The 15,278-nt window shown below is 64.4% G+C and carries 18 protein-coding genes; 10 read left to right on the top strand and 8 right to left on the bottom strand.

Annotated features, from left to right (window positions below; genetic code table 11):
• Positions 1–31: 31 nt before the first annotated feature.
• The 7 genes from OM960_RS13405 (at position 32) to OM960_RS13435 (ending at position 5,856) form a co-directional block, all read left to right on the top strand.
• Positions 32–193 carry a hypothetical protein gene (locus OM960_RS13405; protein WP_264772309.1) on the top strand — a complete coding sequence of 54 codons (162 nt, stop codon included), beginning with the start codon at positions 32–34 and terminating at the stop codon, positions 191–193.
• A gap of 2 nt (positions 194–195) precedes the next feature.
• Positions 196–633, top strand: coding sequence for a PulJ/GspJ family protein (locus OM960_RS13410; protein WP_264772310.1), 438 nt, complete (start codon positions 196–198; stop codon positions 631–633).
• An 83-nt stretch (positions 634–716) separates the two neighbouring features.
• The gene (locus OM960_RS13415; protein WP_264772311.1) at positions 717–1,247 is read left to right on the top strand and encodes a hypothetical protein; all 531 of its coding nucleotides are present in this window, start codon (positions 717–719) and stop codon (positions 1,245–1,247) included.
• A 166-nt stretch (positions 1,248–1,413) separates the two neighbouring features.
• Positions 1,414–3,906 (top strand): DotA/TraY family protein, encoded by a 2,493-nt coding sequence (locus tag OM960_RS13420; protein ID WP_264772312.1) that lies wholly within the window; start codon positions 1,414–1,416, stop codon positions 3,904–3,906.
• A 123-nt stretch (positions 3,907–4,029) separates the two neighbouring features.
• Entirely contained in the window at positions 4,030–4,419 is a 390-nt protein-coding gene (locus tag OM960_RS13425) for a hypothetical protein (protein ID WP_264772313.1), read from the top strand.
• Between the two features lie 184 nt (positions 4,420–4,603).
• The gene (locus OM960_RS13430) at positions 4,604–5,341 is read left to right on the top strand and encodes a DUF6270 domain-containing protein (protein ID WP_264772314.1); all 738 of its coding nucleotides are present in this window, start codon (positions 4,604–4,606) and stop codon (positions 5,339–5,341) included.
• Positions 5,338–5,856: a RuvC family protein gene (locus OM960_RS13435; RefSeq protein WP_264772315.1), complete on the top strand. Its 519-nt coding sequence runs from the start codon at positions 5,338–5,340 to the stop codon at positions 5,854–5,856. The genes OM960_RS13430 and OM960_RS13435 overlap by 4 nt, the downstream gene beginning before the upstream one ends.
• 17 nt (positions 5,857–5,873) lie before the next feature.
• On the opposite strand, the gene OM960_RS13440 is transcribed toward OM960_RS13435, so the two are convergent.
• The 8 genes from OM960_RS13440 to OM960_RS13475 form a co-directional block, all read right to left on the bottom strand.
• The gene (locus tag OM960_RS13440) at positions 5,874–6,941 is read right to left on the bottom strand and encodes a 3'-5' exonuclease (protein WP_264772316.1); all 1,068 of its coding nucleotides are present in this window, start codon (positions 6,939–6,941) and stop codon (positions 5,874–5,876) included.
• 79 nt (positions 6,942–7,020) lie between these two features.
• Positions 7,021–7,293 carry a hypothetical protein gene (locus OM960_RS13445; RefSeq protein ID WP_264772317.1) on the bottom strand — a complete coding sequence of 91 codons (273 nt, stop codon included), beginning with the start codon at positions 7,291–7,293 and terminating at the stop codon, positions 7,021–7,023.
• Positions 7,290–7,592: a hypothetical protein gene (locus OM960_RS13450; protein ID WP_264772318.1), complete on the bottom strand. Its 303-nt coding sequence runs from the start codon at positions 7,590–7,592 to the stop codon at positions 7,290–7,292. The genes OM960_RS13445 and OM960_RS13450 overlap by 4 nt, the downstream gene beginning before the upstream one ends.
• 25 nt (positions 7,593–7,617) lie before the next feature.
• A complete protein-coding gene (locus OM960_RS13455) occupies positions 7,618–8,118 on the bottom strand; it encodes a hypothetical protein (RefSeq protein ID WP_264772319.1) in 501 nt (166 codons plus the stop codon).
• A 5-nt stretch (positions 8,119–8,123) separates the two neighbouring features.
• Positions 8,124–8,516 (bottom strand): IcmT/TraK family protein, encoded by a 393-nt coding sequence (icmT, locus tag OM960_RS13460; RefSeq protein ID WP_264772320.1) that lies wholly within the window; start codon positions 8,514–8,516, stop codon positions 8,124–8,126.
• Positions 8,516–9,787: a type IV pilus twitching motility protein PilT gene (locus tag OM960_RS13465; protein WP_264772321.1), complete on the bottom strand. Its 1,272-nt coding sequence runs from the start codon at positions 9,785–9,787 to the stop codon at positions 8,516–8,518. The genes icmT and OM960_RS13465 overlap by 1 nt, the downstream gene beginning before the upstream one ends.
• Positions 9,788–9,800: 13 nt before the next feature.
• Positions 9,801–10,745 (bottom strand): type IV secretory system conjugative DNA transfer family protein, encoded by a 945-nt coding sequence (locus OM960_RS13470; RefSeq protein WP_264772322.1) that lies wholly within the window; start codon positions 10,743–10,745, stop codon positions 9,801–9,803.
• Between the two features lie 3 nt (positions 10,746–10,748).
• A complete protein-coding gene (locus tag OM960_RS13475) occupies positions 10,749–11,237 on the bottom strand; it encodes a DotD/TraH family lipoprotein (protein WP_264772323.1) in 489 nt (162 codons plus the stop codon).
• Positions 11,238–11,940: 703 nt separating this feature from the next.
• On the opposite strand from OM960_RS13475, the gene OM960_RS13480 reads away from it, so the two are divergent.
• From OM960_RS13480 to OM960_RS13490, 3 genes are all read left to right on the top strand, one after another.
• The gene (locus OM960_RS13480; RefSeq protein ID WP_264772324.1) at positions 11,941–13,236 is read left to right on the top strand and encodes a hypothetical protein; all 1,296 of its coding nucleotides are present in this window, start codon (positions 11,941–11,943) and stop codon (positions 13,234–13,236) included.
• Between the two features lie 116 nt (positions 13,237–13,352).
• Positions 13,353–13,805 carry a hypothetical protein gene (locus tag OM960_RS13485; RefSeq protein ID WP_264772325.1) on the top strand — a complete coding sequence of 151 codons (453 nt, stop codon included), beginning with the start codon at positions 13,353–13,355 and terminating at the stop codon, positions 13,803–13,805.
• A gap of 92 nt (positions 13,806–13,897) precedes the next feature.
• Positions 13,898–15,205: a UDP-glucose dehydrogenase family protein gene (locus OM960_RS13490; protein WP_264772326.1), complete on the top strand. Its 1,308-nt coding sequence runs from the start codon at positions 13,898–13,900 to the stop codon at positions 15,203–15,205.
• The last annotated feature ends 73 nt before the right edge of the window (positions 15,206–15,278 follow it).

The following is a 15,278-nucleotide window of genomic DNA, read 5'->3' on the forward strand; positions in this document are numbered from 1 at the left end:
CAATGCAGCATGAAAATTCCGATTTTTTGGCTTGACAATCCACAATCGCAAGATCGGCGGCCACGGATCGAAATTGCGAATAATAGTCCTGAAGGAGATAATGGGAGCACTTCAGGAGACCACCGGCCGCCTGATCGAACGCCTGGAAAAGGCATCCATCAACGCCCCGGAATGGGGATTTACGGGAAATTGAGCATGAAAAAACTGAACGCGATGCGTAAGCGCGGCTTCACCCTCATCGAGACCGTCCTGGTCCTCGCCGTGGGCCTCGGCCTGATCGTCGGCGGTATCATCTTCTTCCAGCAGGCCCAGGCCTCGTCTGACCTGACCGACAAGACCCGCGTCGCCGTGGGCGTCTCCTCGGAAGTCCGCTCGCAGTTCCGCACGGCCGCCTCCTTCGGCACCGCCGGCACGGACATCACCGCCGCGGTTTCGGCCGCCTCGTCTCTTCCGGCCGCGACCTACAACGCCCTGCAGGTCATCGCGCAGGACCAGGAGTTCGACCTGCTCTTCGCGAACCTCAACGAAAAGGTCTGCAACCGCATGGCGCTGCCGGCGACCGACCTCGGCCCGAACTCGACCAAGACCGCGGACTGCGCCAACGGCAACCTGACGGTCACCTACGCCCGCTGATCCCGGGATATGCGAAAACAGAAAAGCCCCGCCCTGGCGGGGCTTTTCCATATCCACGATCCGAATCTCATGGAGAAAGCGGAATGCTGCAGCGCACCAGCAACGCGAGGCCTCGTGGCTTCACCCTCATCGAGACCGTCCTGATCCTTGCTGTCGGGCTCGGGCTTATCGTCGGGAGCATCACCTTCTTCAAGCAGTCCCGCTTCGTGGACAAGACCTACCACTTCACAAAGATCGTCACCAACATCGCCATCGGGATTCAGGCCGGATTCCGCTATGCGCCGGATTTCCGGGATGTCTCGAACCGGACAGCCATCGATCTCGGCCTTATCCCTGACAGCAGCCATGATGGACCGGCCATCTTCCATCCGTTCGGTGGTGAAATCTCCATCTATTCCGCATCCCCCTTCAAGACATTCACGATCGCCATCGACGGGCTCGAGGGAAGCGCCTGCAACCGGCTTTTCATCAACAATGGCGGCGAACTCAAGGTGGTCGACACAGAGCACGCCTATGTAACGATCAACGGCCACCGCTACGCACCCGGCGTAGTGCGCAACCCGACCGCCTGCCTCGCGGACGCGGTCAATTTCATCGAAATCGAGATCGGCTGAGGCGCGCAGCGCGGTTCTCCACAGCGCCGCGGGCCGTCTGGCGACAAAGCCATATGTGGTTTCTTTATTCTCAGATAGGATTTTCGCAAACCGCATGACGGATGGTCCGTATTATTCGCGCGGTGGCGTGCGGCCGCGCGTCGCCCCGGAGGAGAAGGTGAGACAGATGAGACTGACAAAGAGGACTTACGCCCCGCCTCCGGGCATCGCCTGGATGCTCGGGCTGGCCGCAGCGCTCGGCGCGGTGTTGCTGGCGCAGGCCGGCATGGCCGTCGCGCAGGAGACGCCGTTCGCGACGCCGACGGCAGAGGAGACTGCGAGTCTCTTCGGGTCGGACTTCGGCGACCCGTTCACCTCGATGTTCCTCAACCAGATCTTCGGTCCGCTCTTTCAGCCCGCGTTCGGGGAGTCGCATCCAACGGTCTTCTCCTCGATCATCGGCTACTTCAACATCATCATGCTGGTCGTCGGCGGGCTGATGTTCTTCTACAACGTGACCGTTGGTATCCTGCAATCGGCTCACGAGGGCCAGGTCCTCGGCTCGCGCTGGTCCTCGCTCTGGGCGCCGCTCCGGGTGATCTTCGCGGTCGGGCTTCTCGTGCCGGTGCCGAACCTCGGCGGCTACAACCTCAGCCAGGCCGGCGTCGCCTACCTGGTGAAGGGCGCGACCAACATCGCCTCGCTGGTCTGGACGACCTCGGCGGAGATGATCATCGACGGCAAGATCGCCCTTGCGGCCGCGCCGGCCAGGATCGACCAGGCGACGGTGAAGACCATGTTCGATAATGCGGTCTGCGCCGCGGTGGCGAACTACCGCTTCGCTGCAGCGGCCGGGCCGAACGAAACCCCGTTGAGGGTCGAATTCGGTCCCTACGACGACCGTGGCTTCCTGGAGCGCGCCGGGCTTCGCGATGATCAGCATCGCGTGACGATGATGTCGCAAGTGGTTGGCGGAAGTGATCCCAGATACGGGATCTGTGGATCCTACGCGAGCCCGGAGCTGCCGGAATACATCTGGAAGGTCATCGAGGCAGGCGACACCGACGAGGTGACCCTCGCCCAGGCCAGCAGCATCGATGCCCTGATCTCCGCGTTTCAGGCCGCACATGTGGACTCGATGGAGACCCTCTATTCCGGGATCTATAGCGCAGTCGGAAGCCAGGCCGTCATGACCCAGATCGCAGATTCTTCTGCGCCGCTGCCGGATTTCTCGGAGGGCATCATCACGGCGATGAATTCTTCGTCCGCCGTGCTTTCCTCCGGAATGCAGGAGGTGATGCGGATCGCCGCGGGTGGATCGACCACATCCGGCTCGGGCAGCTCCGTCCGGGTGGAGCTCACCGGACAGGGCGTGCGGGATGCGATGCGGCAAAGGATTCAAGGCACCTGCAGTGGCGCGGGAGCGAACTCCGGCTCGGCTGAGGCAAAACCCACGACATGTTATGGCGAAGGCTGGATCGGTGCCGGTTCCTGGTACATGATGATGGCACGGATGAACAACGAGTTGAGCTCGCTGACCGAAGCCAGGTCCGTAGCCGATGCCTCAAGCTACCTCCCGAGTATCGGTGAGGGGGGGCGGCAGATCTACATCCTCTCCCAAGGTGAGGCAGCCGGAGGTTGGGGCTCGTGGGGGGGCGACAAGGAAGCGGCCCTTTTCTCGAGCCGCTATCAGCAGGCCTTCGCCAACTCCACCAATGGCCTCGCTGTCATGGGGTTCAGTTTGTCGACCGATCAGCTGGAGAAACTCAATGACACGACAAGCCCGGATTCATTCCTGTCCTATGTGCCGGGCTTCACTTGGGACATGTTTTCTCTCGTGACGTTCTGGATGGAAAACACATCTCCGTCGAACTGGGGGAACGACCCGATGATCGGTCTTACGGCTATCGGCAAGACCATGATCTCCGTCTCCGGCATTCTTTTTGGTGTTGGGGTCGCCGCCGGAGCCAGTGTAACCATCCTGGGAACCGGGGTCACCATACCGGCGGGCATCGCAACGATGCTCGTGATACCGACGATGGCCATGATGTCGGCCGGCGTCACCCTCACCTTCGTGCTCCCGCTCACGCCCTTCATCTTCTGGGTCATGGCTGTTTCCGGCTACTTCCTCTTGATCATCGAGGCGGTCGTCGCGGTGAACCTGTGGGCGCTTGCCCACATGCGGATGGACGGCGAGGGGATCTCCGGCGAAGCCGGGCGCCAGGGTTGGCTCATGCTGCTCTCGCTCCTGATGACGCCGGTCCTCATGGTTCTCGGCTTCCTGGTCGGCATGATTCTCTTCCGGGTGACCACCGCGCTGATGGATGTTGGCGTCAACCAGGCCCTGGCGGGCATCCTCGGCGGCGGCCCCATGATCACCTTTGCGGCTCTTGTCGTCTATACGGTGACGGCCGCGGTCGTCTACATGATGATGATCGAGCGCAGCTTCAGCCTCGTGGCCGAGTTCCCGGCCCGGGTCCTGAAATGGATGGGCGCCAATGCCGAGCTTGATGTCGACATGAAGACGGCCCGGATGGGTGCCGCCGCGGGCGCCGGTGCGGGCGCCGCGATCGGAAGCGGTGGAGCCAAGGCGTCGATACTCTCCGGCATGAAGATGAGGGGGCTGATCGACAAGCGTCGCACCAATGTGGGCGACTCCAACCCCAATACCCCTGCGTGACAGGGGAAGGCCGGGGCGGGTTACTCCCGCCCCGGAGATATGCGAAAAATTATTTCCAGACCCTCTTGCTATCCAATCAGGGCTCGCTTATTCTTAGGGTATGAACAGCCAAGAGGTTGAGAAATGAAGGCCCTGAAAAACACAATCCTGCTGCTGAGCCCGCTCTGGGTCATAGGCTTCGGCGTGACCTGGTTCATGGCCACGGGCGTTGTTGTCGGCAAATACTCTTACAGGGCTGATCCGCTCCTGCCTCTGTGGCCGTCCGTCCTCCTCATGCTGGCCTTCCTCGGCCTGGTCGTGTGGTCGCTTGGCTACATACGCAAGCTCCACGGCGTGACCGAGTTCATGGTGAATGTTGGCTGGATAGCCCTGGCTCTGGGTTCGATCTACGGTTTCTTCGCCGCGCTGCTCTATGCCCTGGCCTACCTGACCAACCCGGTCGTGCTGCTCTGCATAGCCGCTTACCTCATAGCCGTCGCGCAGCTTTTCTTCCCGAGGCACATATATAGCTAAGGCGTGGAGGTTAACATGCCGCATCACTAAAGGCCCCGTCCAGACGACGGGGCCTTTTCCTTTTCGAAACAAGCGCCTGCCCGATCGGACCGTTATTGGGGATAATCCGGTTTTTGTTTTTTCGCATCACTCCGCGGCATTGTAAGGTCATCAGGAAGCTTCCTTTCGATTGACGCCCCGACACATGAAGATCCTGATTTTCGGCAGCTGCGTCTCGCGCGACGCATTCCGTCTCGACCCGAACGGGCACGAAGTCACCGGCTTCGTGGCCAAGAACTCGCTCGCCACCGCCTTCCGCGGGAAGCCGTTCCCGCTCTCGCTCGATGATCTCGACCCCGAAGGCACCCTGCCCGACAATTTCCTGCGGCGGATGCTCGATCTCAATCTCACTGGAGGCGTGCCGGACCTCCTGCGCGACCGCGCGGCCGGCTCTGACGTCCTCCTCATCGATTTCGTCGACGAACGGCTTCCCCTGATCGAGTGGGACGGGGCGCTGGCCACCTACTGCATGAGCTTCAGGTCGGTCCTGCCGGCGGACAATTCCGACCTGATCCTCACCCGGGATCCGCGCCGCCGGGATCTCTGGATCGCAGGTCTTGAAAAACTGATCCGGCTTTCGGACAAAACCGGGGTGCCGCTGCTGCTCAACAAGGCCCTCTGGGCCCATGGCATGAACTCCGGCTCAGGCGCCGACCGGGCCTTCGTCGACGCCAACAACGAGTACCTGCGTGGTCTCTACGAAATCGCCGAGAACCACGGCATCGCCTCGGTCGACTACGGCGACCACGCGTTCGGGATCGACGACTCGCACCACTGGGGTCCGGCCCCCTACCACTACGGCGAGGAGACCTACCGGCTGCTCCTCGACGGGATCGATGCCTGGGCGTCAGCCGCGCATCCCCATGGGCGGGCACCCCGATGATCATCGTCGCCTTCGATCCGGGCCGCGTGGCCTCCTACGCGCGCTACGACACCACCTCCCCCTTCACGATCAGGATCGGCGAGATCGAGCTCATCGGCTCCGGTCGCCTCCTCAGGCCCTGCGGCATGCATATCTCCGACATCATCGCCGATGCCGACCAGGTCGTGGTCGAGGAGGTCGGAGCGAGGCCCGGCCAGGGCGTGAGCGCGATGTTCACCTTCGGGCTCTGCCTCGGGTCGATCCTTAACGCCGTCACCGCCGCCAGGAAGCCCCTGGTGCTCGTGACGCCCCCTGAATGGAAGAAGGCCTCGCGCCTCGCCGGAGGCTCGGACGAGGAGGCGAAGGACGCCGCCCGCGCCTATGCGCGCGAGCTCTGGCCCGAGCACGACAAGATCCTCAAGATCAAGAAGAACCACGGCATGGCGGACGCCGCCCTGATGGCGCGCTGGTATTTCCTGAAAGGCCCAGGACGGGACATCCCGCTCGAGGGCGGGGCTCCGGTCCGGGCGGCCTGAAGCCCGGACCGAAACGCTTAGAACGAGAAGCTCGTCTGCGGCGTGGTATACGCCACCTGCTGCTCGAGGACGTCGCGCACGCTGCGGACCTCCGCGGTGCGGAAGGTTTCCTGGCGCTGCGGCCGGCGCGCCGAGTAGCGCTCGTCGCCGGCGATCCGGTAACAGGGAAGCGCGACATCGCGCCGGTAAATCTGCGTGCGCAGGAACTCGGCCTCGGCATCGAGGACAGCCGGATCGTCGCGGAGCGTCTTGTACCAGGACTTGGTGTTGCCGGCCGCGTCGAGCCCGTCAGGGGACCAGGAATAGCCGTTGGCCTTCAGGTCATCCTTCCTTTCGAAGGGGCTGTCCTTGGCGATGAGCAGGATCGCGGCCTCGGAACCGCGGCGATACATCTCCACGAAGGGGCGTCCATGCGTCTCGTTCGGCGTGTTGAGGACGAAAGCGGTCGCAAGGATGTCGTTCAGCGCGTTGTGCGAGCCGTAGATCATGCCGGCCTTCAGCGCCAGGCTCTCCAGGCTGCGGCCGTTGTTGCCGCGGACGAGCCAGTTGATCTGGGCGAAGGAGCAGTCGAAGCGAAGCTGGCCGAACCCGGCCTGCGGGAACTCGCGCTCGACCATCTTCCGGTCAAAGCCGGCATTGTGGCAGATCACCAGGTCGCAGCCCTCGAGAAAGGCGGCGACCTCCGCATCCGAAATCGTCTTGCCGCGGACGTCGTCATCGGTGATCCGGGTGATCGCGGTGATCTCGGCGGGAATCGGGAAGCCCGGATCCCGGAACCGGTCGAAGCCCTCACCGAGCGCGATGATCCCCTCGTCATCGTAGGTGAAGCGCAGCATCGCGAGCTGGATGACCTTGTCCTTCGTCGTGTCCACCCCGGTGGTCTCGGTGTCCATGACCACGCCGTGACGGGCCCTGGCGAGCCGTTCCGGGTCCGTCACCTCCGGGAAGGTCATGTGCTCGACCTGGCGCAGAAGGCCGAAGCCAGAGCCGCCAAGCGTCTCGCGAACCAACTTCAGCCCCGCATCGCTGGCCACGAGGCTCTCAAGGAGGGTTTTGATCTTCTGGTCGCGCTCGTTCAGTGTCATGAGGTTCTCCGTTCGGCCGGGGCCGGTTCTTCGATTGGCCCAATCTCGCCCGGATATGCGAAAATAGGAAGTATGAGGTTCAGTCCTGGCGCTGCAGTACCAGCTCGCGCACCGGATCCGGCCCCTCAACCGGGAACTCGCAGAGCAGGATCTCCTCGGCCTCCGCAAAGGCCACGACCTGGTCTTCCGGGATCTCGAGCGGTAGCCGACGTCCGTCGCCGAAGACGTCGATGCCGGAAGCACCACGCATCCGGTAGCCCTCGGCGACGAAGGGAAGGAGCGGGCGGACCGTGATGGTCACGCCCGCCTCTCCGTTGAGGAACTCGATGGTCTTCTCGATGACGCCCTTCATTTCTGCGGCGCCTCGGCCGGCTTCAGCGGATGTGCCCGCGGCGCGTACTTGCCCTCCGGCGCGCAGTCCGGTGCCGTATAGGCCGGGCGGCCGCCGAGGCTCGCCGCATCGGCCGAGTCCTTGCTCCAGTCGATCGCCGGAGCGGCGACAAGAGGGTCGTGGAGCGTCGGGTCGACATCCTGGCAGTAGCGGCCGGCGAAGGGCGCCAGGCCCTCGAGGTAGAACCCGGCCTGGGCCGGCAGCGCCGATCCGATCAGCGCGGCCAGCAGGGTCAGGGAAGGTCCGGTCAGGCGTTTCATGTCAGTCTCCGTGTCGTTGGAAGGGTCAGATGTCCCTGATCTCGTGAAGGATGTGCGGCCGGATGCCGACGGATCCGGAAAGCAACCCGTGCAGCCATTCCGGGGCGGCCAGCACGATGCACAGGAAGCGGGCGCCCGAGCCGACCGTCTGGTAGAGGATGTCGTCGAGCGCGGCGCTGAGCGCACGCCCCGCATCCCTGACATAGGCAGTCGTGTCGATCGTCTGGCCATAGATCCGGGCGCTGCCCTGCAGGGCCAGGGCCACGGTCTCCTGTTCCTCGAACGTGATGCGACGGCCACCGAAATCGACCGGCACCCCGAAGAGGAAGCTCCAGCCGAAGACCGCGGTCCAGCTCTTGTCGCAGACCCCCTCGTCGTCGAGGATCGTGACATGCGTCTCGCCGGCGCCGATGGTCACGAAGACCCGGGCCTCGTCATGGATGTCCAGGAGGTCGCCAGCGCGTTCGGAGGAGCGAAATACCCGGATGCGCTGCGGGCTGCTGATGAGGCCTGTAAGGGTGTCCATGTCGTTCAGACCTTCCGCATCTTCCCCTTGGGGGTCTTTGATTTCGCCTTCATCTGCCCGGCCTGCTTCGCGCGGATCTCGATCATCTGCCGGGCCCGCGCGACATGCGCCGCGGTCTCGAAGCCAAAATCCACCGGCATCCGCTCGGCCTGCAGGCCGCGCGCGGTGCGCTTTCGGCCGACAATGGAGGCCCGGAGGAAACGCAAAATGCTGGTGGCGCTCACGCCCTTGCGGTCGAAGAGCCACAGCACCAGGATCGTGACGACCGAGAGCCCGATCGTCCACGGACGGATATGCATCACCGTCAGAAAGAGGACGATGACCAGGCGGCCGTCAAGAAAGAGGAACTTTGGCTGCCGATGGGTCTCGCGCCAGTAGAGCGGGGTTCCGAAATACATCACCTGATCTCCATGACCGCTGAGGGACCGCCAAGACGGAGCGCGTCGGCGCGCGAAATGACCCCATCCCTGAAGAACCGGCCCGCGACATCCGTGAGCGAGACGCGCTGATCTTCGGGTGTGCGACCCTCGACCTCGCCGTTGACCTCTCGCGTCACGATCGACGACCAGGACGAGATCGGGCTCGAGAGCAGGATCTCGCGGACCCGGTCGGTGAAGCGCAGGTACTCGCGCACCGGAACCCGGCCGGGCCTGTCGGCCCGCGGCACCAGGTGCTGAACCATGAGGAAGCGCAACGCCGAAACCAGGTCATAGGCCCGGCTCTCGCGCTCGTTGCCGGGGAAGGTCGTGAGCAGCCGGCGGATCGCATCCGCGACCGAACCGGCGTGGGTCGTGGTATAGACGAGGTGACCGGTAAGCGAGGCCTCGAGCGAGGCGCTGATCGTCTCGAAGTCGCGGGCTTCGCCAACGTTGATGATGTTCGGCTTGCGGCGCAGCGCCGAATGAACCCCGTCCGCGAAGGAGCGGATATGCTTGCCGATCTCGGACTGGCCGATGATCGAGGAGGAACCAGAGGTGCCGCCCATGACGTCCCGGAACGTGTATTCGATCGGCGCCTGGATATCGACGATCTTTACCGGGCGTGGCGAGGCCTCGAGATGGTAGCGGGTGACCGCGGCCATCGTCGTCGACTTGCCCGAACCGGTGGCGCCAGCGATGACGACGATGCCGTCACGCGGCGTGAGCGCCGCGATCTCCCGGTCGTCGATCTGGACCATCGTGAGGTCCGGCGTCTTCGAGGGAAGCGCCCGGAAGGTGATCTCGACGCCGGAGCCGTCACGGCCGTAGATTCCGGTCGCGTTGACCCGGAACCGCTGGCGCGCGCCGTCGGGCAGGTTCAGCTCGTAGGAATAGTCGAGCACACGCTGCCCGTTGACCTCGGTCCTGGCGTTCGCGCCGCCATAGGACTCGATCAGGATCAGGTCGACCTCGGACGGCGAAAGCGGTCGGCGCATCGCCCGGTAGAGGATGCCGTGGATCTCGGCTCGCGGCTGCTGGTCGGTCTGGAAGGTGACATCCGAGGCCCCGGTCAGGACCGCGGACATCAGGATCTGACGGAACTCGTCCATCGAGATCCGCTGCGGTTCGGCCTCCAGCATGAAGGCGGCAAGGGTGTCGCGGTCGAGCTCGGCGGCCCGGGCGCGCTCGACGCCCGGGGACATCTTGCGCGACAGGGCTGCCGATACCGGTTTCTGGGATTCCGGAGCCATCAGCATCCCACCATCACTCAAGGTCGGCGGAGAGCGACGGGATCTCGCCGGTGTCAACGATCAGGGCGTCCCGCTCGCTGACGCTTCGGACCTTCCACTCCGTCGGGTCGGACTGGAACGAGGCGTCGCTCACGATCTGCACGGTCCTGCTGCCGATCCGCATCTGGCCGTCCTCCTCGGTGACGCCGAAATCGGCATCCGCGAGAACCATGCGGTCCATCATGCCCTGAGCCACCAGGCGGCGATACTGCAGCATGCCCTGGTAGTCCTGCTTCAGGCGATCGAGGCGGGTGTCGAACTCGGCATCCGCGAGCGCGACGCCAGCCTCCCAGCCCTCCCCGAACCACCCCTCGAAGAGATCGAGCTCCTCACCATGGCCCGGCATGAGGCTGCGCGCAGGCTCCTCGGGCGAACCCGCCGTGAAGACCAGGTAGTCGCGCCAGGTCGGTGCGACGGGCGCGATGCGGCCCGGGCGAACGATGGTGAGGTATTCGTCAGCGACGCTCGCCTCGCGGCCCTCGGCATCGGTAACGAACGCGTCGAAGGAGCGCGAGACCACCGGCGGCACGACGACACCGGCCTTGACCGGGGCGGCAGAGACCAGCCGGTTGAAATCGAAAACCTCGGAAAGGTCGGAGGACCGCGCCTCGAGCCGGCCAGCGATCTCCCAGGAGCGGCGGGCGAAGCCCATCTGCGAGCCGTAGCTCTGGGCCGCCTCCTTCAGCGCATCCGCCCGGATCCGGGTCACCTCCCCGACCTTGGCGTCAGGATTGTAGACCGGGATACGGATGGCGTCGGCGGACGCCGGCGGAGCCTTTCCGATACGCAGGTCATCGGTCTTGGCCCCGACCATCGGGGGATTGAGGTCGGAGGCCTTACCGCGCTCGAGTGCCGGCTGCATGCAGCCGGCAAGGGTCAGGCCCGAAAGGGTCAGAAGGATCATGGCGCGGACTTTCATGCCTCAGCCTCCGTAACGGATTTCGATCGTGCGGGCCGAGGGATTGAAGCCGATATCGGCGTACCCGTGGGCCATCGCGCCAGCCCGACGGACCACGCCGAAGAGCGGCTCCTCGTTCGCGGTGATCGTGATCATCATCGGGTTGGCCGGCTTGCGACCGGTGACGCTGAAGCTGTAGCCCGCGCGCGTCGCCATCTCCTCGAGGAAGGGCTCGACCGGACCCTGCCAGTCGGCCGTGACCGGCTGGATCGCCTCGGGCGGCAGCACGACGTTGGGCGGGACCGCCTGGCCGGGACCCTGGCGGACCGGGGCGGCGGTGGCGACCTCGACCTCGGCGATCGCGCGGTTGGCGTTGGCGGAGGTCTCGACGGCCTCCGCGATCCGGCTATCGATCGCTTCGATCGGCGGGACTTCGGCGGTCTTCTCCGTCATGGAGCCACAGGCCGAGACGATGGCCGCCATGACAAGCACTGATGCTGTCGTTTTTCTCATGGATGTATCCTGCGTTCTCCTGATGGAACCTGGCGCAACCTAGCATTCATGGGGTATGCGAAAAAAGGTGAGATCGCATTGCGCCCAGCCTGGTGGCACGGTTTATTGTGGAAAACCGGCCGATCACTGGCGCGAGGCGCGGCAGCGACGGACTGGCGCACGAGGGTTCGTTTGCGCAGGTCGGCTCGATAATCAAGAAAATAAAGGGTGCGGCACCTCTCTTCCGGTGGCGCCGCACCACCTGCCCCGCCGCCAAAGCAAGCCCGCGCATACGCCGGATACGGGTTTTATCCGCCGATGGATGCGGCTGCAGGCGCGCCGGCTTTCGAGCCACTTTTTCCCGCCATTAAACACTCAACTCAAGGAAATCATGAGGTAATTCAAAAATGGATGGAGATAATCTATTTCCACCCGCCCGAAGGCGGCCAGGCCGGCCCAGAGCCCCGCAAGGACACCCTCGGAGGCTTCCGGCGGGGTGTGCGAAAAATAGATTTAGAAGCCCTACCACGTTTCGTTTTTCGCGCTTATAAAGTCTGGAGGCGGCGGCGGAGATTGCTGCTTCGTGGGTGGTGGTCCGGCGCTTCGGCGCGGCGCCACCGCCAAGCGGAGCGAAGCGAGGCGCCAGTAGGAGCGGGCTTTAGCCTGCCCGATAATATGGGGTGAACCTGACGGTTCAGGTTTATCGTGCGAATTGGGGGGAACCTTGGAACAGTATGTGAACGCCCTGAACAGGATCGCGGATTGCGTCGAGAAACGGGCGGCCATCCTCAAGCGGGTTCCGGTGCTCGCCGATCTCGCGGAGCAGACCTCGATCCGCTCGAAGGCCCTGTCGAAATCGACCATCAATCTCGAGATCGCCGCCATCAGAAAGGTCGTGGCGGCCGTCGAGATCGAGGATGGCCTTCTCGCCTGGCCCGAAGGAACCCATCCCAGGGACTGGATGGCCGATGCTCCGGCCGAAGATCTCGACGGACTTCGGGTCTCTCTCGACCGGCCTTACCGGACCATCATGGATGATGCCGGAAAGCTTCTCGAGCGCGACATGGAGGTGGCGCGCCGGAACGGTTTCGATCTGGGCGAGGAGGAGATGATCGAGCTGCTCTCCGGCAAGCGTGGCAACAATGGGCCGCGCCATGACCAGAAGGCGCAGCGCCACCTGACCTGGCGTGACCTGATGGCGCTCGAGATCGAGCTCAGCGACCACGATCCACTCGACTCCCTGACCAGCCTCAAGTCCGGCAAGACCCGGCTCGAGGGGACGCTGCGGCTCTTCATCAACGTGACGTGGTTCACCGGCATGCGGCCGGTGGAGGTCTGGGCCTGCTGCCTGATGGTGCCGCGCACCGACATCCCCTTCACCCAGGAGATGCGCGACATGATCGTTGCAGATCCCGCCAGGGCGATCGGCGAGGACCTGATGATGACCGTCGAGCAGGCCGCGACCCATACCGGCGACAGCCTGGGAATGACCGCACGCAACGCGATGATCCGCGCCGGCGCCCCTTGCGTTCTCATGATCACCTCAGCCAAGACCCGAAACGCCAATCCCGAGCTGAAATCCCCCTACCGGCTGCAGATCCTCAAGGACATTCCGCTGCGCCAGCTCAACCTGATCGCGCTCGCCACCCAGGGCCGACGGCTGCGGCTTACGGACAAGCGCAAGGACAGCATCCGCGCCTCGATGACCAAGCTCCTGAAGGCAGCGGCCCGGCGCGAGCCTCTGCTGGCGGATCTCAACCTCAACCTCTACGCCTTCCGGCACAGCTTCGCGACCCGCGCCAAGCGCGCCATGGACAGTCACGAGGCGGCGGCGCTGACCGGGCATACCTCGGAGGCTACACTCCATGTCTACGGCGAGCGGAACGTGCGCAAGGGCGGCAAGACGAAGATGCGCAACGAGGACTGGTTGCCATCGCCCGACCCGGTCTTCGCCGCCATGATCAAGGAAATCTGGGAACGCCCTTCCGGGACCGGCCCCGCGGCGGCACCCAAGATGTGAAAACCAATCCACAGATTGTGAAAATCTGGAGATTGTCCGGCGAGCCCGCCATGATATGATATGCGAATATGGGAGTGATACTCCCGGAGAGTAACACGCCCACCCCGGAGACCAGCATGTACGGATTCTACGACCCTGCCAGCCTTTCGATCGGCGACACGATAGCTGTCATCGACTTCATCAGCGCCCACAACGCCTCCGACGTGACCAAGGTCGAGATCCGCACCGCCGAAGAGGCGCGCGAGGTCTCGGCGGCCCTCGAGGCGCAGAAGACCTTCGGCATCACCACGCGCAAGGGCGATATGCGCGAGATCCGCGGCTCGGTCGCGTTCCTCTCCCAGGGCTCGGACGAGGCGCTGCTGTCGCCCGAGAGCGACACGAAGAAGACAATCCCCCTCAAGATGGGATTTGCGGTTTCGAAGAACCTCCTGCCGATGGCCGGATTCGTCATCGCCCAGGCCGCCGAGCAGGACGGCGCCCTCATCGTCCACAAGATGGCGATGAAGTCCTACCTGCCGATGCCGGAGTCCCGGCCCTCGATTTTCGACAACCGCTCCAACCTGAACTGATCCTGGTCCGGGGCGAAGGCCGCCCCGGATCGACCCGGCCCTCGGGCCTGATGCCATTTCCCGAAAAGACCAGACCAACAAGGAAATCCTGAATGAAGATTGCGGTCATCGGTACCGGTTATGTCGGGCTTGTCTCCGGCGTTTGTTTCTCCGACTTCGGTCACGAGGTCGTCTGCGTCGACAAGTCCGCCGCCAAGATCGCGACGCTCGAGGCGGGCGGCGTGCCGATCTACGAGCCGGGCCTCGATCAGATCATGGCGCGCAACGTCGCCGCCGGCCGGCTGAAATTCACCACCTCGCTCGACGACGCGCTCGAGGACGCACAGGCGGTGTTCATCGCCGTCGGCACACCGACGCGCCGCGGCGACGGCCATGCCGATCTGACCTATGTCATGGAGGCCGCGGCCGAGATTGCCCGCGGGCTCAAGGGCCACGCGGTCGTCGTGACCAAGTCGACCGTGCCGGTCGGCACCAACCGCAAGGTCGCCGAGGTCATGCGCGAGGCCAACCCGGCAGCGGATTTCGATGTCGCTTCGAACCCGGAATTCCTGCGCGAGGGTTCGGCGATCGAGGATTTCATGCGGCCTGACCGCGTCGTGGTCGGCGCCGAGACCGAGCGCGCCATCGCGGTGATGTCCGACATCTACCGGCCGCTCTACCTGCGCGACTTCCCGATCGTATTCACGGATCTCGAAAGCGCGGAGATGATCAAGTACGCGGCAAACGCCTTTCTCGCCACCAAGATCTCCTTCATCAACGAGATCGCCACGCTCTGCGAGCGCACCGGCGCCGATGTGAGGGCGGTCGCGAAGGGGATGGGCATGGACCGGCGTATCGGCGAGAAGTTCCTGCATGCCGGGCCGGGCTATGGCGGGTCGTGCTTCCCGAAAGACACCCGGGCGCTCGCCAGGACCGGCCAGGAGCACGGCGCACCCCTGCGCATCGTCGAGACCGTCATCCAGGTCAATGACGAGGTCAAGCGGCGCATGGTCGACAAGGTCGTCGATCTCGCCGGCGGCAGCCTCGCGGGCAAGCGGGTGGCGGTGCTCGGTGTGACCTTCAAACCCAATACCGACGACATGCGCGACGCACCCTCTCTCACGCTCGTTCCGGCGCTGATTGGCCTTGGTGCCGAGGTTCGCGTGGTCGATCCGCAGGGCCGCAGGGAGGGTGAGCATCTTCTGCCGGGGGTGGCCTGGCTGGAGGACCCCTACGCGGCCGCCGAGGGTGCCGATCTCGTCGTGATGCTGACCGAGTGGAACGAGTTCCGGGCGCTCGATCTCGAACGCCTCAGCGGCGTCATGCGCCAGCCCCGGATGGCCGACCTGCGCAACATCTATGACCGCAGGGCGGTTCTCGACGCGGGTTTCGCGGGTTACGAGGGTGTCGGGCGCTGCTGAAGCCGGAAGGTTCCGCAACAGGCAAGCCCGCCGAAGCATCAGGCCCACCGGCCAGACCAGGAAGGCCCGCCAT

This window comes from Defluviimonas salinarum (assembly GCF_026013545.1).
Classification (GTDB): Bacteria; Pseudomonadota; Alphaproteobacteria; order Rhodobacterales; family Rhodobacteraceae; genus Albidovulum; species Albidovulum salinarum.

Bases quoted from the DNA above. Each gene is read 5' to 3' on its own strand.
- OM960_RS13430 (WP_264772314.1), top strand. From the start codon at position 4,604: ATGAAGATCCTGATTTTCGGCAGCTGCGTCTCGCGCGACGCATTCCGT.
- OM960_RS13475 (WP_264772323.1), bottom strand. From the start codon at position 11,237: ATGAGAAAAACGACAGCATCAGTGCTTGTCATGGCGGCCATCGTCTCG.
- OM960_RS13440 (WP_264772316.1), bottom strand. From the start codon at position 6,941: ATGACACTGAACGAGCGCGACCAGAAGATCAAAACCCTCCTTGAGAGC.
- OM960_RS13425 (WP_264772313.1), top strand. From the start codon at position 4,030: ATGAAGGCCCTGAAAAACACAATCCTGCTGCTGAGCCCGCTCTGGGTC.
- OM960_RS13455 (WP_264772319.1), bottom strand. From the start codon at position 8,118: ATGGACACCCTTACAGGCCTCATCAGCAGCCCGCAGCGCATCCGGGTA.
- OM960_RS13410 (WP_264772310.1), top strand. From the start codon at position 196: ATGAAAAAACTGAACGCGATGCGTAAGCGCGGCTTCACCCTCATCGAG.
- OM960_RS13465 (WP_264772321.1), bottom strand. From the start codon at position 9,787: ATGGCTCCGGAATCCCAGAAACCGGTATCGGCAGCCCTGTCGCGCAAG.
- OM960_RS13420 (WP_264772312.1), top strand. From the start codon at position 1,414: ATGAGACTGACAAAGAGGACTTACGCCCCGCCTCCGGGCATCGCCTGG.
- OM960_RS13485 (WP_264772325.1), top strand. From the start codon at position 13,353: ATGTACGGATTCTACGACCCTGCCAGCCTTTCGATCGGCGACACGATA.
- icmT (WP_264772320.1), bottom strand. From the start codon at position 8,516: ATGTATTTCGGAACCCCGCTCTACTGGCGCGAGACCCATCGGCAGCCA.
- OM960_RS13490 (WP_264772326.1), top strand. From the start codon at position 13,898: ATGAAGATTGCGGTCATCGGTACCGGTTATGTCGGGCTTGTCTCCGGC.
- OM960_RS13470 (WP_264772322.1), bottom strand. From the start codon at position 10,745: ATGAAAGTCCGCGCCATGATCCTTCTGACCCTTTCGGGCCTGACCCTT.
- OM960_RS13445 (WP_264772317.1), bottom strand. From the start codon at position 7,293: ATGAAGGGCGTCATCGAGAAGACCATCGAGTTCCTCAACGGAGAGGCG.
- OM960_RS13415 (WP_264772311.1), top strand. From the start codon at position 717: ATGCTGCAGCGCACCAGCAACGCGAGGCCTCGTGGCTTCACCCTCATC.
- OM960_RS13435 (WP_264772315.1), top strand. From the start codon at position 5,338: ATGATCATCGTCGCCTTCGATCCGGGCCGCGTGGCCTCCTACGCGCGC.
- OM960_RS13450 (WP_264772318.1), bottom strand. From the start codon at position 7,592: ATGAAACGCCTGACCGGACCTTCCCTGACCCTGCTGGCCGCGCTGATC.